We start from the raw sequence: 25,994 nt of genomic DNA, 5'->3' as shown, positions 1-25,994 counted from the left end.
TGCCGGGACTGCCTGGACCCTATGCAGCGCCGGGCGCCCCGCGGCCGCCGCTGACCCCAATCGTTTCGCAAGCCACGATTGCCCAGCTGCCCCGCTTGTGACGCGCGCTTCAGGGCTCGCGCAGCAGCAGCGCCACCGGCAGCCCGCCCAGCACGTCGCGCAGGCGCAGGCGCCCGGCCGGCGCATCGAGCCGGTGGCCCGTCAGCGCGTCGATCCAGCGTCCGGGCTGCGGCGCGCCAAGGTTCAGCGTGGTGTCGCCCCAGCACGCCGGCGGAATGCGCGGTACGGCCGGGTCGACCCGCGCCGCTGACAGCCGCGTGACCACGGTGACGGCCTGGCGCGAAGCGGTGCTGCGCGCAAAGGCCAGCACCTGCTGCGCCAGCGTGCCCTGTGCTGCCAGCATGCTGTACTGGCCGTCGGCAAACAGCGCGGGGTCGGCACCGCGTGCCGCGAGCACATGGCGCACCAGTTGCTGCTTGAGCCGGCCGTCGCGCCAGTGCGCCAGCCAGTGCGCCCAGCCCGCGCCGCACGCCAGCCGTGCCTGCAGCCGCCCGAAGTCCGGGGCGCAGCGGTTGTCGGGGTCGACCAGGCTCAGGTCCCAGCCTTCGGTGCCCTGGTAACGGTCAGGGATGCCGGGGGCGGTCAGTTGCACCAGCACCTGCGCCAGGCTGTTGACGGCACCGGCGGTGGCAATACGCTGCGCAAAGCGGCCGATCTGCGCCAGCACGCCCCGCGGCCATGCCGCCGCGATACCACGCAGGAAGGCCTCGCATGCCGCTTCGTATTCGGCATCGGGACAGGTCCAGTTGCCGTGGCGCTTGGCTTCGCGGATAGCCTTGACCTGCCATGCGGAAATCCGCGCGAGCAGGGCTTCAGGTACCGGCGCCGCGTCGCCTGAATGGACCTTCGGGTCCATCGGGTCGATTGGGTCCATCGGGTCCATCGGGTCCATCGGGTCGGTCAGGTCCATCGGCCATGCGCCGACCAGCGCCTGGTACAGCATCAGCCGGTCGGCCGCGTCGGGCGCGCGCGGCAGCGTGGCGAGCAGCGGCGCGCAGTCGCGCTCCCACGCGGCGACCGCGTCGGCGTAAGTGCCCGGCAGCTCGCTCAGCACGGCCAGCCGCATGCGCGCGTCCTCGCCGCGCTTGTGGTCGTGCGTGGCGGTGGCCAGCATCGCATGCGGGCCGGCCAGCCGGCGCGACGCCATGCGGGCGTGGAACTGTGCCGGCGGCATCGCCAGTTGCGCCGGGTCGCTGCCCACCTCGTTGCGCGACAGCAGCCGGCCGTAGCGGTAGAAGGCGGTGTCCTCGCCGGCCTTGGCCGCCAGCGCCGGCATCAGCTGCTGCAGGCGGCGGCGCAGCACGCCGGTGTCGCTGTCCGGCGCTGCCTGCGTGCGCAGGCAGCCGGCGATGAATGCCAGCGCCACGGCCTCGTCCGGCGCCAGGCCGCTGCGCGCGGACTGCAGGGCCTGATCGACCATGGCGTCATCGGCATGCGCCGCGGCGGCGTCACGTGCCGACGGCTGCGCGTCGTAGTAGCTGCGGTAGACCGGCACGGCCGCCATCAGCGCCATCAGCGCCTGCCGCAGCGCCGCCGGCGTGAGGTCGCGCGTGCCAGGCTCATGCTGCGCGCTGGCGTGCAGGCGGGCGGTCACGGCCTCGCATTCGGTGACGAGGTGCCGCTGCAGCACCAGGCAGCGGGCCGCGCGCAGGTGCGCGGCGTACGGGCGCCCATCGCCGCTGGTCATGGCCCACAGCGCCGTCAGCGCGGCGTCGCCAGCCTCGTCGTGCAGCACCGCGGCCACTTCATCCATGAAGTCGTAGCCGGTGGTGCCGTCGACCTGCCAGTCAGTCGGCAGCCGCTCGCCGCTGCCGAGGATTTTCTCGACCACCAGCCACGGGCGCTGCAACGGCAGCAGCGGCGGCCGCGCGGCGGCATGCCGTTCGAGTTCAGCGCGCAGGCGGCGGCAGTAGCCGGCGGGATCGGCGAGCCCGTCGACATGATCCACGCGTACGCCGTCGATCCAGCCCTCGCGCAGCAGGCGGAAGACCAGCGCATGGACCGCGTCGAAGACCTGCGGGTCCTCCTCGCACAGGCCGACCAGGTCGCTGATCTCGAAAAAGCGGCGCCAGTTCAGCGCGGCGGCCGCGGTGCGCCACCAGGCCAGCCGGTAGTGCTGGCGTTCGAGCAGCGCGTGCAGACGGGTGCGTCCGGCGGGCTGGGTGGTGTCGTACCAGCCGGGGTCGGCGCTGGCCTCGGCGTCAGGGCTGTCCGGCGCCAGCGGCAGCACATGGTCGAAGTAGCGTACGTGGGCCGGCTGCTCGCCGCTGGCAGGCACCCACTGCAGCTCGCCGGCGACGACCGTGTCCCAGTACGACTGCCCCAGGATCGGCAGCAGGACCTTGCCATGCAGCGCCGGGTCGCACGGCGTCCAGTCGATATCGAAGCAGCCGGCATGGGGACTGGCGCGTCCGTGCGCCAGCACGTCGCGCCACCAGCCGTTGTGGGTGCAGTCCGCTGCCATGTGGTTGGGCACGATATCGACGAGCAGCCCGAGGCCGGCGCTGCGCGCGCGCGCGGCCAGCGCCTTCAGGCCCGGCTCGCCGCCCAGTTCCTCGCGCACGCGGGTGAAGTCGGTGACATCGTAGCCGTGCGTGGAGCCAGGCCTGGCCTCGCAGACCGGCGACAGGTACAGGTGGCTGACTCCAAGCGCGGCGTAGTAGTCGACCACGCCGGCGGCGTCGGCGAAGGTGAAGCCGGGGTGCAGCTGCAGCCGGGCGGTGGCGCGCGGCAGGCCGCGCGCGGTTGCCGGCGCGGTGGCTGCCGTGGCCGGCATTACCTGGCGCGCGCCGCGGCGGGCTCGCACAGGGTGGCGACGCAGGCCAGCGGCGGCAGCATGCCGGCGAACAGTTCCGCGGCAGCGCCCGGCGCGCTCTCGTGCAGCGCCGTGCGCTGGTCGCGGCAGGCGTGCGTAGCGGGCGCCGCTTCGTCGCCCAGGTTCAGCCACAGGCTCAGCTCCACGCCGTCCACCAGGCGCCAGCGCGCGCACAGCGCTGCGGGGCCGAGGATATCGACGCCGGCAGCCTGGCAGCCCGCCAGCCGGTGCAGCAGTTCGCGCCGCCGGATCGACAGCAGCTCACGGTAGTACGGGGCCCAGTCGGCATCGTCCGCCAGCAACGGCCGCGATGCTTCGAAGGTGGCCGGGTCGTTGGGATCGGGGATGGCGGCGGCACGCGCATCGTCGCCGAAGGCCGCGCTGGCGGCGAATTCGCGGCGGCGGCCATCGCGCACGGCCCTGGCCAGTTCCGGCGGATGGCTGGTGAAGTAGAGGAATGGCTGCCGCGCGCCGGTCTCCTCACCCATGAACACCAGCGGCACCTGTGGACACAGCAGCTGCAGTGCCACCGCGGCGCGCAGCGCGCGCGGGTCGGCCAGGCTGGCCAGCCGTTCGCCGTACGCGCGGTTGCCGGCCTGGTCGTGGTTCTGCAGGAAGCAGACGAAGGCGGTAGGCGGCAAATGCGCGCTGGGCTGGCCGCGGCACACGGCGGCGCTGGCGAGGGTGGTGGCGGCGGTGGCGCCGCCGGAACGGTGCAGCGACGGCTCGCCCTGGTAGGCGAAGCCTTCGGCCAGCACGCGCGCGAGATGGCGCAGCGCGGGTCGGCCACGCTCGCCCGGATCGGTGGCACTGCGGGCGGGGCCGGCGTAGTCGCGATAGTAGCCGTCGTCCTCGCCGGTCAGCAGCACATGCAGCGCATGGTGGGCGTCATCGTTCCATTGCGCGTCGAAGCCCTGCGCCAGCAGCGCGGCGTCGTTGTCGTCGTTCTCCAGCACCAGGTGCAGGTGGCGGTCGCCGCCAGCGCCCTCGGCCAGCATGGTGCGCAATTCGCCAGGCAGCGCCGCGAGCCAGCCTTCGTCCTCGATGGCGTGGACCGCGTCGAGCCGCAGTCCGTCAAAGCGGAACTGTTCCAGCCAGTAGCGCGCGTTCTCGGTGAAGAAGCGCCGTACCTGCGGGCGCCGGAAATCGATGGCCGGGCCCCACGGGGTGCGCCGGTCGGCACGGAAGAACGCGCTGGCATAGCGGTGCAGGTAGTTGCCTTCCGGCCCGAAGTGGTTGTAGACCACGTCCAGCAGCACCATCAGGCCGAGCGCGTGAGCGCGGTCGACCAGCGCGCGCAACTCGTCGGGCGTGCCGTAGCTGGACTCCGGCGCGAACGGCAGTACGCCGTCATAACCCCAGTTGCGACCGCCGGGAAACTCCGCCACCGGCATCAGTTCGATGGCGGTGAAGCCCAGCGCGGCCAGCCGCGGCAATTGCTGCGCGGCGCCCGCAAAGCCGCCGCACAGGCCGACGTGCATTTCATAGACGATGGCTTCATGCCACGGCCGGCCACGCCAGTCGGGGCAGGTCCACGCGTACGAGGCAGCGGCGTCGCGTGCCGGCACGATACTCGGGCCATGCACGTCGTCGGCCTGCCAGCGCGAGGCCGGGTCGGGCACCGTGGTGCCGTCGTCGAGCCGGAACCAGTAGCGCACGCCTTCGCAGCACGGCACGATCGCCTCGAACCAGCCGTTGGGCCCCGCCGCCATGTGGACCGGTCCCAGGCCGGCGATCTCCAGCCGCACGGCATGGCCCTGCTCGGCCGCGTCGGGCGCCCACAGGCGGAAGCGCACGCGCCCGTCGGGCAGCCAGGCCGGCCCGAACAGGTAATCCTGCGCATGTTCGTCGTTGGACGAGAAGGTCCGTGAAGCAGGCGCGGCAAAGCAGTCGTGCGGGGCCAGGCTGGGCAGGGCGGACCTGGCACCCGGGGCGAGTAGAAACGGGTTCGCGTTCAAATTCGGCTCCTGCCATCGGTTGGCGTCCGAGTCTGCGGACTGGAAGCTGCCTTGCGGCGGCCCTAGCGCAATGCGAACTCCATGCCAGCAGAACGGCGCTTTTTCGGCGCGGCGCGCCGGCAGGGGGGCGACCGGGCCGAAAGCTTTGTTACATGGGCGATTGTAGAAAGTACTGCCCGGCATGCGGCGCCCCGCGCATGCGATACCGCACACTGTGCGCGAGTCTTGCGCGTGCATGGCTATGCCGCGCGCGGCCCGCGCGCGCCCGGATCGGCCTGCCACGGCGCGCCGCTGGCACGGTGCAGCAGCCGCACCGGCACCGGCTCGACGTTCCAGATGCGCTCGCAGTATTCGCGGATGGCGCGGTCCGACGAAAAGCGGCCGGAACGCGCGCACGACAACACCGACATGCGTTGCCAGCGATCCGGGTCGATATAGGCGTCGGAGACAATCTGCTGGCATTCGAGATAGGAAGCGAAGTCGGCCAGCAGCAGGTAGGGATCGTGCCCCGCCTGCGGATCGAACAGCGGCCGGAACAGCGCCGGATCGCCGCGCGAGAAGAACCCCTGCTGCACCAGGTCGATCACCGCGCGCAGTTGCGGGTTGCTGTGGTAGTAGGCGGCCGGGTCGTAGCCGCTCGCGCGCAGCGCATAGACCTCGGGCGCGGTCAGCCCGAACGGGAAGAAGTTGTCGTTGCCGACGGCCTCGCGCAGCTCGATATTGGCGCCGTCCATGGTGCCGATGTTGAGCGCGCCGTTCATCGCGAACTTCATGTTGCCGGTGCCGGAGGCTTCCTTGCCCGCCAGCGAGATCTGCTCGGACAGGTCCGCCGCCGGGTAGATGCGCTGGCCGTAGGTGACGTTGAAGTTCGGCAGGAACACCACCTTGAGCCGGTCGCGCACCTGCGGGTCGCGGTTGATCACGTCGGCGACCGAGGTGATGAAGCGGATCATCAGCTTGGCGTATTCGTAGCCCGGCGCGGCCTTGCCGCCGAACAGGAAGGTGCGCGGCTGGATCTCGGCGTGCGCGTCGGACTTGATGCGGTGGTACAGCGCGATCACGTGCAGCACCGCCAGGTGCTGGCGCTTGTATTCGTGGATGCGCTTGACCATCACATCGAACATCGACGACGGGTCCACCACCACGCCGGTGGTATCGCGGATCAGCTGCGCCAGGTCTTCCTTGTTGGCGCGCCGCATCGCCTGCCATTGCTGGCGGAAGCCGGCATCGTCGGCATAGGGCTCGAGCACGCGGATCCGCTCCAGGTCGGAGATCCAGCCATCGCCGATCGCATCGGTCACCAGCCGCGTCAGCCTCGGGTTGGACAGCGCCAGCCAGCGCCGCGGCGTGACGCCGTTGGTGATGCTGGTGAACTTCTCCGGCCACATCGCATAGAAGTCCTTGAGCACGTCCTCGCGCATCAGCTGCGAGTGCAGCTCGGCCACGCCGTTGATGGCATGGCTGCCGACGCACGCCAGGTTGGCCATGCGCACATGGCGCTCGCCGTGCTCGTCGATCAGCGACAGCCGCGACAGCCGCGATTCGTCGCCGTAGAAGCGGATGCGCACCTCGTCGAGGAAGCGCGCGTTGATCTCCAGGATGATTTCCAGGTGGCGCGGCAGCACGCGGCGGAACAGCGGCAGCGGCCAGCGCTCGAGCGCCTCGGGCAGCAGCGTGTGGTTGGTGTAGGCGAAGGCACGTTGGGTGATGTCCCAGGCCTGGTTCCATGGCAGGTCGTTCTCGTCGACCAGCAGCCGCATCAGTTCGGCGATGCCGACCGCCGGGTGCGTGTCGTTCAGCTGCACCGCGAACTTCTCGTGGAAGCGCGTCACCGGGATGCCGTCGACGGCCAGCAGCCGCAGCATGTCCTGCAGCGAGCAGGCGACGAAGAAGTACTGCTGCTCCAGCCGCAGTTCCTTGCCCTGCTCGGTCTCGTCGTTGGGGTAGAGCACCTTGGTCAGGTTTTCCGACGTCACCTTCTTGCTCACGGCGCCGAGGTAGTCGCCGCGGTTGAAGGTATGGAAGTCGAAGGCTTCGGTGGCGTCGGCGCGCCACAGCCGCAGCGTGTTCACGGTGTTGACGCGGTAGCCCAGGATCGGCGAGTCGAAGGGGACGCCGGCCACGGTCTTGGCCGGCACCCAGCGCACGCGGTAGTGGCCGCGGTCGTCGGTGTAGTGCTCGGTATGGCCGCCCAGGCGCACCTGCACCGCCCATTCGGAGCGCTGGATCTCCCACGGGTTGCCGTTGCGCAGCCAGGTATCGGTCTTCTCCACCTGCATGCCATCCATGATGATCTGCTGGAAGATGCCGTACTCGTAACGGATGCCGTAGCCGAGCGCCGGGATCTCCAGCGTCGCCAGCGAATCCATGAAGCAGGCCGCCAGCCGGCCCAGGCCGCCGTTGCCGAGCCCCGGCTCGACTTCCTGCTCCAGGATGCGTTCGAGGTCGAGTCCGGCCGCCGCCATGGCCTCGTGCACTTCGTCGAAGATGCCGAGGTTGACCAGGTTGTTGCCCAGGTGCGGGCCCATCAGGAATTCGGCCGACAGGTAGGCCACGGTGCGCGAAGGCTGGCCCAGGTAGGCTTCCGCGGTGCTGATCCAGCGTTGCACCAGGCGGTCGCGCACGGTATGCGCCGCAGCCTGGTAGAGGTCGTTCTGGCTGGCGTGGCCGGGCAGCTTGCCCTGGGTATGGAACACGTGGTCCAGGAACGCGCGGCGCAGGCTGGCGCCGGACAGGGCGGTACGGGTGTCGTCGGCGTGTTCGGGCCGGATCACTTCCTTCATGGCGGGACCTCCTGCACATGCTGGTGGGTCAAGCTTAGCGGATCGGGAGAACAGTACGCGCCCGGATCGCGGCGCGGGTGGGGCCGGCGCCACCCTGGCAGCCGACACCGGCGGCTAGCCGCGCGGCGGCGGATGCAGGGTGCCGTGGCGGCCACTGCGAATGGCTTGCCGGATCGCTTGCACGCGGGCGCGCAGCGCCGGCGCGTCGGCCAGCGCGCGCACGTCGGGATCGAGCCGGCGCTGCCAGTTGGGATGGACGCTGGTGGTGCCGGGCAGGTTGGGCTGCTCGGCCTCGCCCAGCAGGTCTTCCAGCGGCACCACGCGCAGCGCCGTGCGCGCGGTGCCCAGCCAGGCCAGCACGGCATCCAGCGGCGCGTGCGCCGGGCCGGGCTCCGGGCCGTGGCACAGCCCCGCGTCGTTCAGCGCCTGCCACAGCGCGCCGCGCTCGCGGGCGCGGGCTGCCTGGGCCTGCGCCAGGGTTTCACCGGGTGCGAGCAGCTTCAGCCGGGCGCGCCATTCGAGGTCGCGTCCGGACCACCAGCCGGCGACGGTGGGCAGGTCGTGCGTGGATGTGGTGGCGATGGCCTCGGGCGGCCACTGGGCGGGGGGCTGGAACGGCGCCGGACCGGCCTCGATGGCTGGATCGACCGTGGCCGCGGCCGCCTCTACTGCCTCGCGCTGGAACCACAGCACGTCGATGCCGAGCACGCCGCGCGCGGCCAGCGTCGCGTTCAGCTCGGGCGGGACCGTGCCGAGGTTCTCGCCGATGATGATGGCGCGGTGCCGCCAGGATTCCAGCGCCACCAGCCGCAGCAGGTCTTCGAGCGGGTAGCGCAGGTAGGCGCCGTCGCTGGCGGATGCGCCCGCGGGCACCAGCCACATCCGCGCCAGGCCCAGCACATGGTCGATGCGCAGCCCGCCGCAATGGGCGAGGTTGGCGCGCAGCATTTCCAGGAAGGCGGCGTAGCCTTGCCGGCGCAGGCCGCGCGGCGAGAACACCGCCACGCCCCAGTCCTGGCCGAGCGGGTTGTACAGGTCAGGCGGCGCGCCGGCATGGAAGCCGGCCAGGATTTCCTGCTGGCGGGTCCATGCCTGGCTGCCGCCGGGGTCGGCGCCGACCGCCAGGTCGCAGACCACGCCCACCGCCATGCCGGCGTCGCGCGCGGCGCGCTGCGCACGCGCCATGCCATCGGCGGCGAGCCATTGCAGGAAGGCGTGGTAGGCCACCTCGTCGGCGTGGTCGCGGGCAAAGGCCGCCACCGCGGCATCGGCGGGCGAGCGCAGCGTGACCGGCCAGCAGCGCCAGTCAGGCGCCGCAGCGTGGTTCATGCCGTTACCGGCCGTGGCGAGCCGCTGCGCCTGGATCGCTTCATAGCAGGCATGCGCATGCAGTGCCGTGCCGCCGCGGGCACGCAAGGCGGCGCAGTCATCCAGCGCGGCGCGCGGCAGCAGGGTCTCGCGCCGCTGCCAGAGCCAGTGCAGCACGGCGTAGCGCAATGGCGCCAGCGTGACCCAGTCGATCTGCGTGAGCGCTTCGAGCGCCGCCAGCCGCTCGCCGAGCCCTAGCGCGGCGATGGCGGCGTCCAGCGCTTGCTGGCCGAACACCGCGGCGGGATCGGCGTACAGCGGGTTCAGGAACAGCCGGCTGGAGGGCGCGTACGGGCTGTAGCGCTGTGGCAGCGCGGCAAAGCCGGCATGCAGCGGGTTGATCGCGACCGCGTCGGCGTGCAGGGCGGCGGCGCTGGTGCAGCACTGGGCCAGCGCGGTCAGGTCGCCCATGCCGCAGGCGGCGCCGCGGCGCAGGCTGTAGAGCTGCACCGCCAGCCCCCATGGGCGTGCGCCGGCGCCAGCGGCAGTGCGGCCGGCGTGGCCGGCGTGACGTAGCGCGTCCGCTACGCCGTAGCAGCGCGCAGGTGCCACCGCCAGCACCGTCCGTGCATCGCCCAGTTCGAGCCGGTGGTAGCCGCAGACGTCGACCGGTGGCAGCAGCATGGTGCCGGCCGGATTGCCCTCCGCGCGCACGGCCGTGCCGGTCACGATGGCGCCGTCTTCCAGCGTCAGCCGGTAAGCGCGCTGCGGCAGCGTGTGCGGCCACGGCACCGCCACCGGCTGGCCGCGTTCGGCGGTGACCAGCGGCGGCAGCGCATGGGCGGCGTCATCGGCCGCGAGCCAGGCGCGCGCGGCCTCGCACTGGCCGGGGGTGGAGCAGGGCAGGCCAAGGCCGTCCAGCACGCGCCGCAGCGCATCGTCGGATACGGTCCGCGGCTGGTTCCAGGCATCCGTCCAATGCGGCAGCAGGTCCGCGTGCAGCGCGAGCTTCTGCAGTGGCGTGGGGGGCGGTGCGGAGTGTGGCGCGGCGCTGCGGTGCGTGCGTCGGGTCATTCCTGTGTCTCCTGCGGCGCGCCCAGCGGCGGGCTTTCCTGGTGCGGGCTCTCGCGGCTGCGGGCCGGGGCGGCCAGCAGCACCAGCGAATGGCCTGGCACCACCTGGCTTTCTCCCACCGCGTCGCCGGCAAGCTCGGACTCGGTGGCTTCCGGCCGGCTGCTGTCGAAGAGCAGGGTCCAGGCCAGCCGGGGCTCGGGCAGCAGGAACGACGCGTCGGCCTCGCCGGCGTTGAGCAGCAGCAGTGTCACCTGCACGGTGCGCGCATCGTCCTCGTCTTCCTCCTCTTCTTCCGGCAGCGAGCCCAGTTGCCGGCGTTCAGGTTGCGGCGGCAGGGCAGCGCGGCGCAGCGCCAGCGTGCGGACTTCCGGATCGGCCCATTCCTCGGGGGTGGGCGGCTTGCCGTCAGTATCGAACCAGGCAATGTCGGCGATGCCGCGCGCCGGTTCCTGGCGCCCGTGGGCGAAGCGGTCGCCGGTGAGCGCGTGCAGCCGCCGGCGCAGCGCGAGCAGGCGCCGCACCATGTGCTGCAGCGGCTGCGCAGCGGGCGTCTGGGCCTGCTTCCAGTCCAGCCACGAGATCTCGTTGTCCTGGCAGTAGGCATTGTTGTTGCCGTGCTGGGTGCGGCCCCATTCGTCACCGGCGGTCAGCATCGGCGTGCCTTGCGCGAGCAGCAGCGTGGCCATCAGCGCCTGCGCCACGCGGCTGCGGCGCTCCAGGATGTCCGGGTCGTCGGTCGGGCCTTCAACGCTGCCGTCCGGGCTCCAGTTGGCGCTGGCGTTGTCGTCGGTGCCGTCGCGGTTGTCCTCGCCGTTGGCCTCGTTGTGCTTGGTGCCGTAGCTGACCAGGTCGGCCAGCGTAAAGCCGTCGTGCGCGGTGATGAAGTTGACGCTGGCCCACGGGCGCCGGTGGCGCCGGTCGAACAGGTCGGCCGAGGCCGCCAGCCGCGCGGCCAGTTCGCCGCGCTTGCCGGCATCGCCGCGCCAGAAGCGGCGCGCAGTGTCGCGGAACTTGTCGTTCCACTCGGCAAAGCCGGGCGGGTGGTTGCCGAGCTGGTAACCGCCCGGGCCCAGGTCCCACGGTTCCGAGATCAGCTTGACGCGGCTCAGCACCGGGTCCTGCATCAGCGCATCGAAGAAGCCCGAGCCCTGGTCGAAGCCGTTGCCTTCGCGCCCGAGCGTGCTGCCCAGGTCGAAACGGAAGCCGTCCACGTGGTAGCACTCCACCCAGTAGCGCAGCGAATCCATCACCATCTGCAGCACGCGCGGGTGCGACAGGTTGAGCGTGTTGCCGCAGCCGGTGTCGTTGATGTAGTGGCGCGCCTCGCCCGGCATCAGGCGGTAGTAGCTGGCATTGTCCAGGCCGCGCCACGATACCGTCGGCCCCAGTTCGTTGCCCTCGCAGGTGTGGTTGTAGACCACGTCCAGGATCACTTCGATGCCGGCCGCATGCAGGCGCCGCATGGCTACCTTGCATTCCTGCAGCTGCCCGGTGCCCAGGTAGGCCGGTTCCGGGGCGAAGTACGCCATGGTGTTGTAGCCCCAGTAGTTGCGCAGCCCGCGCTCCAGCAGGAAGCGGTCCTGCAGGATGGCGTGCACCGGCAGCAGCTCGACGGTGGTGATGCCCATCTGCACCAGGTGGTCGATAAAGCGCGGGTCGCACAGCGAGGCGAAGGAGCCGCGCAGGTTGGGCAACAGGTCGCCGCGCAGCATCGACAGGCCGCGCAGGTGGGCTTCATAGATGACGGTGGCGGGCCACGGCACGGCGGGCGGGCGGTCGTCGCCCCAGTGGAAGCTTTCGTCGATCACCACCGCCTTGGGCATGCTCTGGGCGCTGTCGCGGCGGTCCGGCGTCAGGTCGCCACGCGCGCTCTGCAGGCGGTAGCCGAACAGCACGTCGGCCCAGCGCACCGGGCCGCTCAGCTGGCGCGCGTACGGGTCCAGCAGCAGCTTGTGCGGGTTGAAGCGGTGCCCGTGCGCGGGATCGTAGGGGCCGTGCGCGCGGTAGCCGTACAGCGTGCCGAGCGCCGCGTTGGGCAGGTAGCCGTGCCAGATCTCGTCGGTGCATTCCGGCAGCGGCAGGCGTGCCAGTTCCTTGCGGCCGTTGTCGGAGAACAGGCACAGGTCGATGCGCGAGGCATGCGCCGAAAACACCGCGAAGTTGACCCCCAGCCCGTCCCAGTGGGCGCCCAGGGGGTACGGCTTGCCCGGCAGCAGCCGGTCCGCGAAAGGTCGGGTCATGTCGTCGCGCCCTGTTCACCCTCTGCATGGCCGAGCCGCAGCACGAGCGTGGCCAGCGGCGGCAGCGTCAGCGCCAGCGACGCCGGCTGGCCGTGCGAGGGCACGTCCAGCGCCGTCACCGTGCCGCCGTTGCCGACATTGCTGCCGCCGTAGCACCCGGCGTCGGTGTTCAGGCATTCGTGCCAGGTGCCGGCAAAGGGTACGCCGACCCGGTAGCCCTGGCGCGGCACCGGCGTCATGTTGACCACCACCAGCACCACCTCGCGGCTGCCCGGCGCGGCGCGGCGCAGCCACGCGAACACGCTGTTGTGGTTGTCGTCGCCGACCACCCACTGGAAGCCCTCGGGGCTGTGATCGAGCGCGTGCAGCGCCGGCAGTTCGCGGTAGAGCCGGTTCAGGTCGCGCACCAGCGTGTGCATGCCGCGGTGCATGGGATGGTCCAGCAGCGCCCAGTCGAGCTCGGCGTCGTGGTTCCACTCCTGCCACTGCGCCAGCTCGCCGCCCATGAACAGCAGCTTCTTGCCGGGATGGGTCCACATGAAGCCGTAGTAGGCGCGCAGGCCGGCAAAGCGCTGCCAGTCGTCGCCGGGCACCTTGCCGAGCATCGAGCCCTTGCCGTGCACGACCTCGTCGTGCGACAGCGGCAGCACGAAGGCCTCGGACCACGCATAGACCAGCCCGAAGGTCATGTCCTGGTGGTGCCAGGCGCGGTGTACCGGCTCATGGCCGAGGTAGCGCAGCGTGTCGTGCATCCAGCCCATGTTCCACTTGAAGTCGAAGCCGAGCCCGCCGCTGGCCACGCTGGCGGTGACGCCGGGCCACGCGGTGGATTCCTCGGCGATGGTCAGCGCACCGGGGCAGCGTTCGTGGACCACGCTGTTGAGTTCGCGCAGGAAGGCGACCGCCTCCAGGTTCTCGCGGCCGCCGTAGCGGTTCGGCACCCATTGCCCCGGCTGGCGGCTGTAGTCGCGGTAGAGCATGGACGCGACCGCGTCGACGCGCAGCCCGTCGGCATGGAAGTGCTCGAGCCAGTGCAGCGCCCCGGCCAGCAGGAAGCCGCGCACCTCGTTGCGGCCGAGGTTGTAGATCAGCGTGTTCCAGTCCTGGTGGAAGCCCTCGCGCGGATCCATGTGCTCGTAGAGCGCGGTGCCGTCGAAGCGCGCGAGCCCGTGCGGGTCGGTCGGGAAATGCGCCGGCACCCAGTCCAGGATCACGCCGATGCCGGCCTGGTGGCAGCGGTCGACAAACGCGGCGAAGGCCTGCGGCGGGCCCAGCCGCGCGGTCGGCGCGTACAGCGACAGCGGCTGGTAGCCCCATGAGCCGCCGAAGGGGTGTTCGGTGACGGGCAGCAGCTCGATATGCGTGAAGCCCAGCTCCTGCACGTACGGCACCAGCCGCTCGGCCAGGATGTCCCAGCCGTGGCGGCTGTCGTTGGCGGCGCGCAGCCACGAGCCGACATGGACTTCGTAGACCGACATCGGCAGGGTGTAGGGATCGGCGGCCGCGCGGCGCGCCATCCAGTCGGCGTCGTGCCATGCGAACGGCGGCGCGCCCTGGCCCGGCGCGGTCACCACCGAGGCGGTCTCCGGCGGCGCTTCGGTGGCAAGCGCGAGCGGGTCGGCCTTGTCGGGCAGTTCGGTGCCGTGCGGGTCGAGCAGGTCGTACTTGTAGCGGCTGCCGGGCTGCGCGCCCAGCGCGGCCGGCACGAACAGCTCCCAGATGCCGCTGGGATGGCGCAGCCGCATCGGGTGGCGCGCCTGGTGCCAGCCGTTGAATTCGCCGATCACCGACACGCGCCGCGCATTCGGCGCCCACACCGCGAAGCGCACGCCGTCGATGCCGTCCACGCGCTGCCATTGCGCGCCCAGGCACTCGCCCAGCTCGAAGTGGCGGCCCTCGGCGATCAGGTGCAGGTCCAGTTCGCCCAGCAGCAGGTCGAAGGCATACGGGTCGGCGCTGCACTGCTCGGTGCCGTCCGGCCAGGTCACGCGGATGCGGTAGTCCGACGCCGCGGCGCGGCGCTCGTTGCCGGGCAGGCGCGCGGCGAAGATACCGCCGGGGTGCAGCCGTTCCATCTCGGCCAGCGTGGCGCCGTCGGCAGCGGCCAGCTGCACCGCGACCGCGCCGGGCAGGCAGGCGCGCACCAGCAGGCCGTCGCCGTCAGGGTGGGGGCCCAGCACCGCGAACGGGTCGTGGTGGCGCGCGCCCAGCAGCGCGTCGAGTTCGTGTCCCGGCAGCATGCCGGCGCGCGGCGCGCCGCGCGCTGCGGGGGTCGGGGGGCTCATGGCTGGCCTCCCGGGTGTGCCAGCAGCTTGCGCAGCAGGCGTGCCAGCCCGCTGACCGGCAGGTCGATCCACGCCACCCGGTTGGCGGCTTCGTAGTCGACCTCGTAGGCGGCGCGTTCAAGCAGGAACAGGTCCAGCAGCGGCTGCAACTGGTCCGGGTCGACCCAGGGTGCGGGCGATGCCTCCATATGCAGGCGGTAGCAGTTCAGGAAGGCCTCGTTGGCGGTGGCGCGGAAGCGCTCGAGCAGCAGCGCGCGGCGTTCCGCCAGTTGCGGCGGCAGTTCGGTATGGGTGCGTTCCTGGCGGTCGGTGCCGACCGTGGCGGCGGCATAATCGAGCGAGCGCAGCAATCCGGCCACGTCGCGCAGCGGCGAGGTCTTGCGCCGGCGCCAGTCCAGCGGCATGCCCGGCTCGCCCTCGAAATCGACCACGTAGGTGTCGTTCTGCGCGATCAGCACCTGGCCCAGGTGGAAGTCGCCGTGGAAGCGCGTGCGCACGCTGCCGGGCGCGGCCATGGCCAGTTGTTCGACCAGCGCGGGCAGCGCGCCGTGCGCCGCCAACAGTGTCTGCACGTCGGCTTCGAACGCCGGCCGCACCGAGCCCTGGACGCTGTCGGCGCGCTTGTCGACCAGCGCCAGCGCGCGGTGCAGCGCCTGCAGCGCCTGCGCGGCCCAGTCGCGCGCGTCGGCCTCGGTGGCGGGCACCGGCGCAAACGCCTCGTCGTCGGTCGGGCGCGCCAGCACCGCATGCAGCTCGGCCAGGCGTCGCCCGAGCGTGCCCGCCAGCGCGGCGTAGCCGGTCATGGCCTCGGCAAACTCGGCTTCGCTTTCCTGCGCTGGCAGCGCGTCGTCGATGGCGCGGCCCAGGTAGTCCAGGGTCCAGTCCCAGCCGTTGCCCTGGTTCAGGATGTAGCCCTGCAGCAGCATCAGCGTATGCGGCACGCCGTCGGCACCGGTGCGCACCACCTCGCCCAGCAGCGGCGCCGAGTGCGCATAGCCCTGGGCGGTCAGGTAGCGCGTCATCTCGGCCTCGGGATGGATGCCGCCGGAGAGCCGCCGCACCAGCTTCAGCACCGCGGTGTTGTTGTACGACAGCGAACTGTTCGACTGCTCGGCCGACATCCACTCGATCGGGTCGCGTTCCAGTTCCAGCGCGGCCAGGCCCGGCTCGGCGCGGAAGCGGATCCGGTCCGCTCCGGCCTGCAGCTCCGCGCCCCGGCGCAGCGCCTGCACCACCTCGCGCGCGAACGGCTCGACCGCAAAGCCATCGGTGGCCAGGCCCACGCGGCTGCCCTGGCGCACGCGCGCCATCGACAGCCCGTGCGCCAGCTGCGACACGCTATCGGCGCTTTCGCGGTCCCACAGGATGCCGACCGGCAGCTGGTAGCGCTCGGTGCGCCCGGGCAGCGCCACCTCGACTTCGCCAAGGTAGACATCCTCGCCGCTGCTGCCGCGCGTGAACGGCAGCAGGTACGCCATGCCGACGCGCTCGATGCGCTCATGCTTGCCGCCGAACCAGCGGCGGCGGCTGATGTAGTGGGGCAGCACCTCGGTCGCCAGGATGCGGCGCGATGCGTCGGTCAGTTCGGGGCGGCCGGTGTTCTGCATCACAAGGGTGATCTGGTCAGGCATCTGCTCCGGCGCCTCCACGTGCCACGACGGCGGCTGCGCCTCGTCGCTCAGCACGAACCAGTAGAAGCCATAGGGCGGCAGCGTCAGCAGGTAGGTCAGCGTGCCGATGGCAGGGAAGGGCGTGGCGCCCATCATCTCGACCGGCACGCGGCCGTTGAACGCGGACAGGTCCAGCTCCACCGCCTGCGGGGCGCGCGACAGGTTGGCCACGCACAGGATGTGCTCGCCCTCGTGCTCGCGCAGGTACGCCAGGATCTTGCGGTTGCCGGGAAACAGGAAGCGCAGCGTGCCGCGGCCGAAGGCGCGGTGCTTGCGCCGCAGCGCCAGCATGCGCCGCATCCAGTTGAGCTGCGAATGCGGGTCGCGCGTCTGCGCCTCGACGTTGACCGCCTCGTAGCCGTACAGCGGCCCCTGCAGCGGCGGCAGGACCAGCCGCTCGGGATCGGCGTGCGAGAAGCCGCCGTTGCGGTCGGGCGACCACTGCATCGGCGTGCGCACGCCGTCGCGGTCGCCCAGGTGGATGTTGTCGCCCATGCCGATCTCGTCGCCGTAGTAGATCACCGGCGTGCCCGGCATCGAGAACAGCAGGCTGTTCATCAGTTCGATGCGGCGCCGGTCGCGCTCCATCAGCGGCGCCAGCCGGCGGCGGATACCCAAATTGATGCGCGCGCGGCGGTCGGACGCATAGACCTCCCACAGGTAGTCGCGCTCGCTGCTGGTCACCATTTCCAGCGTCAGCTCGTCGTGGTTGCGCAGGAAGATCGCCCACTGGCAGTTGGGCGGGACCTCCGGCGTCTGGCGCATGATGTCGGTGATCGGGAAGCGGTCTTCGCGTGCGATCGCCATGTACATGCGCGGCATCAGCGGGAAGTGGAAGGCCATGTGGCATTCGTCGCCTTCGGGGTCGGGGCCGGTCAGGCCGAAGTACTGCTGCGCGTCTTCCGGCCACATATTCGCTTCGGCCAGCAGCATGCGCCCGCGGAAGTGCTTGTCGAGATAGGCGCGGATATTGCGGATGACCGCATGGGTTTCGGGCAGGTTTTCGTTGCTGGTGCCCTCGCGCTCGACCAGGTACGGCACCGCGTCCAGCCGCAGCCCGTCGATGCCCATGTCCAGCCAGAAGCGCATGACCGACAGCACCTCGTTGAGCACCTGCGGGTTGTCGAAGTTCAGGTCTGGCTGGTGCGAGTAGAAGCGGTGCCAGAAGTAGGCGCCGGCGACCGGGTCCCAGCTCCAGTTGGACTTCTCGGTATCGCAGAAGATGATGCGCGTGCCGGCATAGGCCTGGTCGTGGTCGGACCAGACGTAGTAGCGGCGCGCGGCGGAGCCCGGCTTGGCCTTGCGCGCGCGCTGGAACCACGGGTGCTGGTCGGAGGTGTGGTTGATCACCAGCTCGGTGATCACGCGCAGCCCGCGCGCATGGGCCGCGGCGATAAAGCGGCGCGCCTCGGCCAGCGTGCCGTAATCGGGATGGACGTTGCGGTAGTCGGCGATGTCATAGCCGTCGTCGCGTCGCGGCGACGGGTAGAACGGCAGCAGCCAGATGGTGTCGACGCCCAGGTTGACCAGGTAGTCGAGCTTGGCCAGCAACCCCGCAAAATCGCCCACGCCGTCGCCGTTGGCATCGAAGAACGACTTGATATGCAGCTGGTAGATGACCGCGTCCTTGTACCAGAGCGGGTCGGCGTTGAGCAGCGCGGCGCTGGCGGTTTCGGTGAGGCGTTTCATCGTGTCTCCACGTATGCCGGTCAGGCGCCATGCGGGTCGGTCGATGCCGGGGCGGCGGCGGGGCGCGGCGCCGGCCGGTCCAGCGGGCGCACGTGCCACACCGCGAAGGGCAGTTGCGCGGGGTCGAGGCGGATGCGCTGGTGCTTGCCGTGCAGCTCGAAGCGCTGGCCGCGCATCAGGTCGTGCACGGCCACGCGCGCATGGTCGGGCAGGCCCCATTCCCACAGCGGCAGTTCGATATCGGCCTCGTGCGCGTTGCGCGGGTCCAGGTTGACCGCGGCCAGCAGCACGTCGTCGCCGAACAGGTAGTCGCTGCCCGGGAGGAAGCGTGCGAACCACAGCACGGCATCGTTGCCGGCATGGTAGAAGCGCAGCCCCAGGTGGCTCTGCAGCGCGGGGTGGCTGGCGCGGATCTCGTTCAGGCGCGAGATCTCGGCGACGATGTTGCCGTGCTGGTGCCAGTCGCGTGCACGCAGCTGGTACTTCTCGGAGTCGAGGTACTCCTCGCGCACCGTGCCGTTAAGCACAAAGGGCGCGCTCTCGCACAGCTCGAAGCCGTTGTACATGCCCCACAGGCCCGACAGCAGCGTGGCCAGCGCCGCGCGGATCAGGAATGCGGGGCGGCCGCCGTGGTGCAGGAAGTAGGGGTTGATGTCCGGCGTATTGACGAAGAAGTGCGGGCGGAAGAATTCGCGCAGCGGCCCTTGCGTCAGCTCGGTCAGGTACTCGGTCAGCTCCCACTTGGTATTGCGCCAGGTGAAGTAGGTGTACGACTGGCTGAAGCCCAGCTTGGCCAGCCGCGCCATCATCTTCGGCCGCGTGAAGGCCTCGGCCAGGAAGATGGTGTCGGGATGGCGCGCGCGCACGTCGGCGATCATCCACTCCCAGAACGGCAGCGGCTTGGTATGCGGGTTGTCGACGCGGAAGATGCGCACGCCGTGATCCGCCCAGAACATCACCACGTCGCGCAGCGCCTGCCACAGCGCGGCCCCTGCCGGCGGCGCGGCATAGAAGTCGACGTTGACGATGTCTTCGTATTTCTTGGGCGGATTCTCGGCGTAGCGCAGCGAACCGTCGGGGCGGTGCGCGAACCATTCGGGATGGTCTTTCAGCCACGGATGGTCGGGCGAGCACTGGATCGCGAAGTCGAGCGCGATCTCGAGCCCGTGCGCGGCGGCGGCGTTGCACAGGCGGCGGAAATCGTCGAAGGTGCCCAGCTCAGGATGCAAGGCATCGTGTCCGCCTTCCTCGCCGCCGATGGCATAGGGGCTGCCCGGGTCGCCGGGCTCGGCGCGCAGGCTGTTGTTGCGGCCCTTGCGGTGGGTGCGGCCGATCGGGTGGATGGGCGTGAAGTAGAGCACGTCGAAGCCCATCGCGCGGATGGCGGGCAGCCGCGCGATGACATCGTCGAAGGTGCCGTGGCGCTGCTCGTCGTTGCTTTGCGAGCGCGGGAACAGTTCGTACCAGCTGGCATAGCGGGCGGCGAGGCGGTCGGCTTCCACCGGCAGCGCCACCGGGTGGCGCGAGGCGAACTGCCTGCCGGCCGGCGTGGCCATGTGGGCCTGCATGGCGGCAGCGGTGCGGGGCGACAGCAGGATCTCCAGGCGTTGCTCGTCATTGCCCGCGGCAGCGGTCAGTTCATCGACGATGGCGGACAGTTCGCTGTCCGGGGCGGGCTCCCGGCCGCCTTTCCTGCCATTGCCCTTCTTCCCGTTCCTGCCCTTCCCGGCGGCGGGCGGCAGCAGCGCGTCGGCAACCAGCCGGGCGCCTTCCTCGATCTCCAGGCTGACGTCGAGGCCGGCCGCGCGCTTCTTGCCGATTTCGTCGAGCCAGCTGGCATAGGCATCGCGCCACGCCTCGACCGTGAACTCATGCCGGCCCAGCGCCACCAGCGGGAAGCTGCCGTGCCAGCGGTCGTTGATCACGGGCAACAGCGGTGCCTCGTGCCAGTCGGTCTCGCCCGGGGCGCGCCACAGCACCGCGGCGGCGAGCTTGTCGTGGCCGTCCATCCAGATATCGGCGCTGACTTCCACGCGCTCGCCCACCACGCGCCGCACCGCGAAGCGGCCGTCGTCGCAGGCGGGCTCGACCCGCTCGATGGCGATGCGCGGGGCTTCCATGGCGGCGACCACGCTGCCCAGCCCGGTCGCGGAAAGGGTTTCATGTCCGCGCGGCGTGCTGGCATCGGCGCGCGGCATGCCGGGCCGGGTCAGCGGCACCGGCGGCGCTTCAAACAGGCGGATGTCGGCCGGTGCAAGCGTGATCGACCCCAGTGCGTCGAGCCGGTGGCTGGCGTCCGGCGTGCCGCCGGGTCCGCCCGGCGTGGCTTCGAGATGGGCGCTGGCATGCGGCAGCGCGCTCAGCACGCGGTCGGCGCCAAGCGTGCCGGGCGCCATCGGGTCGGGATTGACCACCACCATCAGCGCCGCGGCGCCGTCGGGCTCGGCAAAGCCATTGCCTGCCGCGGGGTCTGCGCACAAGCCGTCCGGCGCGGGCAACCGCGCCAGCACCGTCAGTGGTGCCCCGGGCCCGCTCAGCAGCCGCACCGCCAGCGCCGGCGCGGGATCGCGCGAGGCGAGCCAGGTGGTCGCCTCGAGCAGTTCATGCGTGATGTCATAGGGGGCCCCATCCTGGCCGGCGCCGTCGGGAGCCAGCGGGTCGCGCGCCAGCGTCCCGCCGGTCTCGAAGCCGGCCGGCACCAGGATGCCGTCGCCGATGGCGGCGGCGGTCCACAGCGCACGGCGTGCGCTCAGCGCATCCTGGCTGGCAGGTGTCAGCGACGGCGCCGCCAGCACGCGGCCGAAGCGGCGCAGCCGCGCGATCTCTTCGGTCAGCCAGGCGCTGCGGAAGTCCCACCAGGGCAGCGAGCAGAAGGCGCCATCGAAGCCGGCGGGCGCAAGGTCGTCCAGCTGCGCGGGGGTCAGGCCGGGCGTCCACGCCAGCAGGCGCGGCGTGCCGCTCGCTTCGGGGGGCGCAGCTTCGTTGCGCAGCGCTTCTGCCAGCGCTGCCCAATGCCTGCCGGGCACGCGTGCCGGCGCGCGGCAGCAGAAGCCGGCTGCGCCCGAGGCCCATGCCAGGCGCAGCCGCGCGGCCCACCATCGCACCAATGCTTCGGCCACCTGCGGGTCATGCCAGCGCAGGCGTGCACCGGGAAGATGGTTGTCGGTTTCGTGAGGGGCGAAGGCTGGGGCCGCGGCGTCGATCCAGCCCGGATCGGGAGCGCCTTCCCCATCGGCGCTGTAGCGGTCCAGCGAGATGTCGAGCAGCGGCGCCAGCCCGTGCCGGGCGCACGCCGCCAGCGTGTCGGTCCCGGACAGGTGCGGCCAGCCGCCGATCAGTACGTGGTCGAAGCCCAGCGCCGCCACGCGTTGCAAGCCGTGTTCGTCGGCGTCCGGGGTTCCGGTCAGGTCGATCTGGCAGATCCGCACAAAATCCTCCCGGTGTTTGGCTCCGGCGGAGCAACAGTCACCCGCCCGGCGCCAGATGGCCAGCCGGCGGGATGGCATACCCATGCGCATCACCCATGCGAAGTGCGTGCCAGCGCGCCCGCTCGATAGAAGATATGCGGCGGAGCCCCGCCGTGCCAAAGGATTTCCGCCGAAAGGCAATGTGCGCGAAACGCTACCGCTTGTAAAAAGTACCGGGTACGCCATGCCCCATGGAAAGAAGCAGCCGCGGGCCAAATGCCTTCAGTTAAGGGTATCAACCACGACTGTCATTCCCGCGCAGGCGGGAATCCAGCGTCTTTTGAAGTCACTGGGTTCCCGCCTGCGCGGGAACGACGGTGGTTAACTGAACGGCATTAAGCCAAGGGCCGGCCATGCAGCGCCGGGCGCATTGCCCGGTACGCTTCTTGCCCCATGCCACGATGGACAAGCCGGGGGAACTTGCATGGACTGGTGGCTGGAGGCTGCGCAATGGCCGGCCATGGTGGTGACGGTGCTGGCCACATGGCTGGTGGGATCGCGCTCCATTAGACGGCGCCGCGCCGGGTTCTGGGTGTTCCTGGCCAGCAACGCGCTGTGGATCGCCTGGGGATGGCACGGCGATGCGCATGCGCTGATCGTGCTGCAGCTGGCGCTGATCGCCATGAACCTGCGCGGCATGCGCGAGGCACGCAAGGCCTGGCAAGCGGCATCGCGCCGGGCCTTTGGCACGGCGCGCGACAGCACTGGCGGCGCAGGCGCCGAGCCACTATCCTTGTCCCGCGCCGACATGCGCCATGCGCAGGGCGCCCGCCAGCAACCGCCGGCCTCGGCCGGCCCCGATCGATGACTTCACGGGTCCGGCCGCGGACCAGGCAGGTGTGCGATGGCAAAGAAAAAGATCCTGGTGCTCAACGCGCTGATCGCGGTCTCGCGCGAGGGTGAGCTCGGCTGCCGGCGCGCGGCTCACGCTGCCGCCAACCCGCATCTCAAGTCGCTGCTGACCAGCCGCGCCAACGCCTTCGCGCTGGCCGCGCAGGAACTGCAGGCGTGCCTGCTGGAGCTCGGTCAGTTGCCAGAGGCAATGCCGGCCGCGGCATGTCGGCACGGCGCCGGCAAGCACCGCTCGGACCGCGCCATCCTGCACGCGGTCAGCAAGGGCGAGCTGGCGGTGCAGCGGCGCTATGCGCGTGCGTTGCGAGCGCACGTATTGGGCTCGCGCATGCGGGCGGTCGTGCGGCGCCAGTATCGCGGCGTGCAGGTCAGCCATGAGCTGTTCCGGGTGCTGCGCGAACAATACCGTGCGCAGCCGGCGCGTCCCTAGTGTCGCGGTCGGAATCCTCTCCCCACCATGCCCGCTGCCGCGTCTGCCGACCTGCAAACCTTCGAACATGCCGCGCGCCTGGTGTTGATGTACGGCCTCGTGCCGCTTTGGCTGCTGGCCGGCACAGGGGACTGGCTGTGCCACCGCCTTACGCACATCGAGCGCAATGCCGGCGTGCGCGAATCCTTGCTGCACATGCTGATGCTGGCCGAGGTCGGGCTGCCGCTGCTGATGGTGCTGTTCCTGGAAGTCAATGCGCTGGTGATCGCCGTGGTGCTGGCGGCGCTGGTGATCCACGAGGCCACGGCGTGGTGGGATGTGCAGTACGCGAGCAAGCGCCGCCATATCGCGCCGGTCGAGCAGCATATGCACAGCCTGCTCGAAGTCCTGCCGATGGCTGCGGCCTCATACGTGGTGGTGATGCACTGGGGCCAGTTCCTGGCGCTGTTCGGCGCGGGCAGCGAAACGGCGCGCCTGGCGCTGGCGTGGAAGCCCGTGCCACTGCCGCCAGGCTATCTGGGCGGACTGCTCCTGGCGGTCGCCTTGCTGGGCGGCCTGCCATACCTGGAAGAGCTCTGGCGCTGCCATCGCTGGCGCAAGCGCGAGCGTGAAGCCGCGCTGGCACAGGCGACCCGGGCGCTGCGCGGGGATACCTGAGCAGCGCCCCAGGCAGCGCGGGAGCGCGTCCGCTGAAGCCCGCTCCAGCGTCCTTTCACATCCCCTTCGGGGTGAAGTCACCGGGTTCCCGCCTGCGCGGGAACGACGGTGGTTAGCCGACGGCATTGGCCACGCGTGCGCTCACTGCATGCGCTTACTGCTTGGGTGCAGGATCCGGCGTGTCGCCCTTCGGGCCGCTTGGCGCATCGGCGGTCGGCGCTGCTGGCGCGCCCTGTTCGCGAGGCTTCTTGCTGCGGGCGGTGTCGGCCTGCTTGCCGGATTTCGACTTGGACTTCTTGGCGGTGTCCTTGGTGGTGTCGGTCGGCGCCGTGGTCATGTCGGTGGCGGCCGGGGCCGTGCTCATACCGGGGGTGACCGGCTGGTTGCGCGAGGCGCCGGCGCCTTCGATCGGCGGCGCGCTTGGATTCGGCGCGGTAGGCGAGGCCGGAGCCTGTTGGGCGAAGGCCGGCAGGCAGAGCGCGGTGCCGACGACCAGTGCCGTGGTAGCGAGGGTGCGTTTCATGATGGTCTCCATTGCAAGACTACGTCGGTCGGGCCCAGGGCCCTGGGTTATGCCGTTGCGCCCGAGGGGCGTGTCCGGCAATTCAGTCGCGCGCCGCGGTGCGCTTGCCTTCCCCGCGGCGCGCCAGTTCGTGGTATTGGCAGATCCGGGCCAGTGCCCAGTCCGCCGCGGCTTCCCGCACGGCATTGCGTTCGCCGGGGAAGCGCCGGGTTTCCGTGAACACCGCCACGCCCGCCGGCGCGGCCAGCACGTCGCGGCCGGCATGGCCGGGTCGGCGGAAGACCCAGGCAAAGCACTGCGTGCCGGCCGGGGTGTCACCGTCGCCGCCGTTGTCGGCCACGCCGGTGTTCGCCAGCGCCAGGTCGGCGCCGGTGAGCTGCATCGCGCCCAGCGCCATCGCCAGCGACACTTCCTCGCTGGTCAGCCCGTACCGGCGGATGGTTTCCGGCGGCACGCGCAGCAACTGCTCCTTCGCCGACGGCGAATACGCGACGATGGAGCAATACAGGACATCGCCGCAGCCCGGCACCTCGGCGATGCGCGATGCAATGAGGCCCGCGGTACACGATTCCGCGGTCACCACGTGGAGGCCGTGGCGCCTGAGGTAACGGGCGACGCTGCGGTTATCGCCCGAGCCTGCGCTTGCGTCGCGTCGGGTCATTGGCGCGAACTCCGGAACGGTGCAGCGGGATTCTTCGTCGCCGCCTCGTCCGCGCGCATCACATCGGCCGGAATTTCCATGACATCCATGACGGCATCGGGAGTGGAATTGATGGCAGCGGCGGCAGTTTCCGTGCCAGTGCCGCCGCACCCGCGAAGCGCCGCACGGCGGTCGTCACAGCGTCGCGCCGGCGCCGCAAGCGAGGAAAAATGTACATGCAGCGCCAGCAACGGCCTTGTAAAAGCTGCGTGGCCGCGCGCGCTGCACGTGGCGGCGGATGGTGGCGCCTATCTTGCATGTCCTGCACCAGCACACACCCCAGAGTCGCACGGAGACACCTATGCCAGACCCGACGCACAAGCCGAACCGGCCGGCGCCGGATGCGCCCCGCAAGCAGCGCTATCCCGGTGATCCCGCCGATGTCCGCAAGGGACAGGTGAGCGGGCCGCTGCCGCGCGAAACCTTCCGGCAGCGCTTCATGGCGCGCTTCACCGACCCCGCCTACCGTGACGAGGATGAAGCGCTGGCGCGGCTCGAGCGCATCGCCTGGGAGGCTTACCACGAGGGCCGCAAGGCACCGCTCAAGCACAAGGCCGGGCCCGGCTACGCCGATCCGGACTACGCGCTGTCCGACGAATGGCGCGCGGCCAGCGAGGCGGTCCGCGCCGCGCAGCAGCGGCAGGCCGACCCCGCCACGCCCTCGCGCGTGCTGCTGGTCTGTGCCGCCGCGCGCAATGACTACACCTGCCCCGGCGAGATGTCCAAGTCCTGGCGCCTGGCGCAGCGCGCGCGTGCGATGCTGGAAGCGGAGGGCATGGAGATCGATATGCTCGACCTGAGCCTGCTCACCTCCGATGCCGACTTGCGCATCCATCCGTGCAAGGGCTGCGTTTCGACGTCAATGCCGCTCTGCCACTGGCCCTGCAGTTGCTACCCCAACCACGCGCTCGGCCAGGTCAACGACTGGATGAACGACATCTATCCGCGCTGGGCCGGCTGCCATGGCGTGCTGATCGTCACGCCGGTCTACTGGTACCAGGCCAGCAGCCCGCTGAAGCTGATGATGGACCGGCTGGTCTGCGCCGATGGCGGCAACCCGGACCCGACCAGCACGCAGGGCAAGGACGTGGTGCGTGCCAAGTCGATCGAACTGGCGGGGTGGGACTATCCCAGGCACCTGGCAGGGCGTACCTATGGGCTGGTGGTCCACGGCGACGTGGCCGGCATCGAAGGCGTGCGCCGCGCGCTGTCCGACTGGCTCGACTGGATGGGCCTGATCGACGCCGGCCCGCAGGCGCGGCTGGACCGGTTTATCGGCTACTACAAGCCGTATGCCACCAGCCATGCGGAACTGGACGAGGATGACGGCGTGTCCGGCGAAGTGGACAACGTGGCGCGTGCGCTGGCGTGCGCGGTGCGGCAGCTGCGCGCCGGCAGGCTCAGCAAGCCCGACCGCGGCCTGGTGCCGCCGCGGCAGAAATAAGCGGTGAGACAGATAGCGGTGAGGCAGATAGCGGTGCTG

The 25,994-nt window shown here is 70.8% G+C and carries 14 protein-coding genes; 4 read left to right on the top strand and 10 right to left on the bottom strand.

What is annotated here, in order from left to right; all coding sequences use genetic code 11:
* Positions 1 to 109 precede the first annotated feature (109 nt).
* The 8 genes from treY to JTE92_RS07730 form a co-directional block, all read right to left on the bottom strand.
* Entirely contained in the window at positions 110 to 2,836 is a 2,727-nt protein-coding gene (gene treY, locus JTE92_RS07765) for a malto-oligosyltrehalose synthase (protein ID WP_063240595.1), read from the bottom strand.
* Positions 2,836 to 4,833 carry a malto-oligosyltrehalose trehalohydrolase gene (treZ, locus tag JTE92_RS07760; protein WP_063240594.1) on the bottom strand — a complete coding sequence of 666 codons (1,998 nt, stop codon included), beginning with the start codon at positions 4,831 to 4,833 and terminating at the stop codon, positions 2,836 to 2,838. The genes treY and treZ overlap by 1 nt, the downstream gene beginning before the upstream one ends.
* A gap of 239 nt (positions 4,834 to 5,072) precedes the next feature.
* Positions 5,073 to 7,616 carry a glycogen/starch/alpha-glucan phosphorylase gene (locus JTE92_RS07755; protein WP_063240593.1) on the bottom strand — a complete coding sequence of 848 codons (2,544 nt, stop codon included), beginning with the start codon at positions 7,614 to 7,616 and terminating at the stop codon, positions 5,073 to 5,075.
* A gap of 114 nt (positions 7,617 to 7,730) precedes the next feature.
* Positions 7,731 to 9,998 carry a 4-alpha-glucanotransferase gene (gene malQ, locus JTE92_RS07750; RefSeq protein WP_063240592.1) on the bottom strand — a complete coding sequence of 756 codons (2,268 nt, stop codon included), beginning with the start codon at positions 9,996 to 9,998 and terminating at the stop codon, positions 7,731 to 7,733.
* Positions 9,995 to 12,238, bottom strand: a complete 2,244-nt coding sequence (gene glgX, locus JTE92_RS07745; protein ID WP_063240591.1) for a glycogen debranching protein GlgX — start codon at positions 12,236 to 12,238, stop codon at positions 9,995 to 9,997. The genes malQ and glgX overlap by 4 nt, the downstream gene beginning before the upstream one ends.
* Positions 12,235 to 14,523, bottom strand: a complete 2,289-nt coding sequence (gene glgB, locus JTE92_RS07740) for a 1,4-alpha-glucan branching protein GlgB (RefSeq protein WP_063240590.1) — start codon at positions 14,521 to 14,523, stop codon at positions 12,235 to 12,237. The genes glgX and glgB overlap by 4 nt, the downstream gene beginning before the upstream one ends.
* Entirely contained in the window at positions 14,520 to 17,882 is a 3,363-nt protein-coding gene (gene treS, locus JTE92_RS07735; RefSeq protein ID WP_063240589.1) for a maltose alpha-D-glucosyltransferase, read from the bottom strand. The genes glgB and treS overlap by 4 nt, the downstream gene beginning before the upstream one ends.
* Positions 17,883 to 17,902: 20 nt before the next feature.
* Entirely contained in the window at positions 17,903 to 21,310 is a 3,408-nt protein-coding gene (locus JTE92_RS07730; RefSeq protein ID WP_063240588.1) for an alpha-1,4-glucan--maltose-1-phosphate maltosyltransferase, read from the bottom strand.
* Between the two features lie 463 nt (positions 21,311 to 21,773).
* Between JTE92_RS07730 and JTE92_RS07725 the strand changes: the two genes are divergently transcribed.
* From JTE92_RS07725 to JTE92_RS07715, 3 genes are read left to right on the top strand one after another with little or no spacing between them, the layout of a single operon-like run.
* Entirely contained in the window at positions 21,774 to 22,157 is a 384-nt protein-coding gene (locus tag JTE92_RS07725; RefSeq protein ID WP_063240587.1) for a hypothetical protein, read from the top strand.
* Positions 22,158 to 22,193: 36 nt separating this feature from the next.
* A complete protein-coding gene (locus JTE92_RS07720) occupies positions 22,194 to 22,631 on the top strand; it encodes a PA2169 family four-helix-bundle protein (RefSeq protein ID WP_063240586.1) in 438 nt (145 codons plus the stop codon).
* Between the two features lie 27 nt (positions 22,632 to 22,658).
* Positions 22,659 to 23,288, top strand: a complete 630-nt coding sequence (locus tag JTE92_RS07715; RefSeq protein WP_063240585.1) for a hypothetical protein — start codon at positions 22,659 to 22,661, stop codon at positions 23,286 to 23,288.
* Positions 23,289 to 23,442: 154 nt separating this feature from the next.
* Here JTE92_RS07715 and JTE92_RS07710 read toward each other — a convergent pair whose 3' ends face one another.
* Together JTE92_RS07710 and JTE92_RS07705 are read right to left on the bottom strand one after the other, a co-directional pair.
* Positions 23,443 to 23,811, bottom strand: coding sequence for a hypothetical protein (locus JTE92_RS07710; RefSeq protein WP_063240584.1), 369 nt, complete (start codon positions 23,809 to 23,811; stop codon positions 23,443 to 23,445).
* Between the two features lie 82 nt (positions 23,812 to 23,893).
* Positions 23,894 to 24,472, bottom strand: a complete 579-nt coding sequence (locus JTE92_RS07705; RefSeq protein WP_063240583.1) for a CinA family protein — start codon at positions 24,470 to 24,472, stop codon at positions 23,894 to 23,896.
* Positions 24,473 to 24,812: 340 nt separating this feature from the next.
* Here JTE92_RS07705 and JTE92_RS07700 point away from each other — a divergent pair, with 340 nt between their 5' ends.
* On the top strand, positions 24,813 to 25,955 hold the full coding sequence (locus JTE92_RS07700; protein WP_063240582.1) for a flavodoxin family protein: 1,143 nt from the start codon (positions 24,813 to 24,815) through the stop codon (positions 25,953 to 25,955).
* The last annotated feature ends 39 nt before the right edge of the window (positions 25,956 to 25,994 follow it).

It is taken from the genome of Cupriavidus oxalaticus (assembly GCF_016894385.1).
Classification (GTDB): domain Bacteria; phylum Pseudomonadota; class Gammaproteobacteria; order Burkholderiales; family Burkholderiaceae; genus Cupriavidus; species Cupriavidus oxalaticus.
This window is presented reverse-complemented; position numbering and strand designations above follow the sequence as displayed.

Bases quoted from the DNA above. Each gene is read 5' to 3' on its own strand.
- treY (WP_063240595.1), bottom strand. From the start codon at position 2,836: ATGCCGGCCACGGCAGCCACCGCGCCGGCAACCGCGCGCGGCCTGCCG.
- JTE92_RS07755 (WP_063240593.1), bottom strand. From the start codon at position 7,616: ATGAAGGAAGTGATCCGGCCCGAACACGCCGACGACACCCGTACCGCC.
- malQ (WP_063240592.1), bottom strand. From the start codon at position 9,998: ATGACCCGACGCACGCACCGCAGCGCCGCGCCACACTCCGCACCGCCC.
- glgX (WP_063240591.1), bottom strand. From the start codon at position 12,238: ATGACCCGACCTTTCGCGGACCGGCTGCTGCCGGGCAAGCCGTACCCC.
- glgB (WP_063240590.1), bottom strand. From the start codon at position 14,523: ATGAGCCCCCCGACCCCCGCAGCGCGCGGCGCGCCGCGCGCCGGCATG.
- treS (WP_063240589.1), bottom strand. From the start codon at position 17,882: ATGAAACGCCTCACCGAAACCGCCAGCGCCGCGCTGCTCAACGCCGAC.
- JTE92_RS07725 (WP_063240587.1), top strand. From the start codon at position 21,774: ATGGACTGGTGGCTGGAGGCTGCGCAATGGCCGGCCATGGTGGTGACG.
- JTE92_RS07720 (WP_063240586.1), top strand. From the start codon at position 22,194: ATGGCAAAGAAAAAGATCCTGGTGCTCAACGCGCTGATCGCGGTCTCG.
- JTE92_RS07715 (WP_063240585.1), top strand. From the start codon at position 22,659: ATGCCCGCTGCCGCGTCTGCCGACCTGCAAACCTTCGAACATGCCGCG.
- JTE92_RS07710 (WP_063240584.1), bottom strand. From the start codon at position 23,811: ATGAAACGCACCCTCGCTACCACGGCACTGGTCGTCGGCACCGCGCTC.
- JTE92_RS07705 (WP_063240583.1), bottom strand. From the start codon at position 24,472: ATGACCCGACGCGACGCAAGCGCAGGCTCGGGCGATAACCGCAGCGTC.
- JTE92_RS07700 (WP_063240582.1), top strand. From the start codon at position 24,813: ATGCCAGACCCGACGCACAAGCCGAACCGGCCGGCGCCGGATGCGCCC.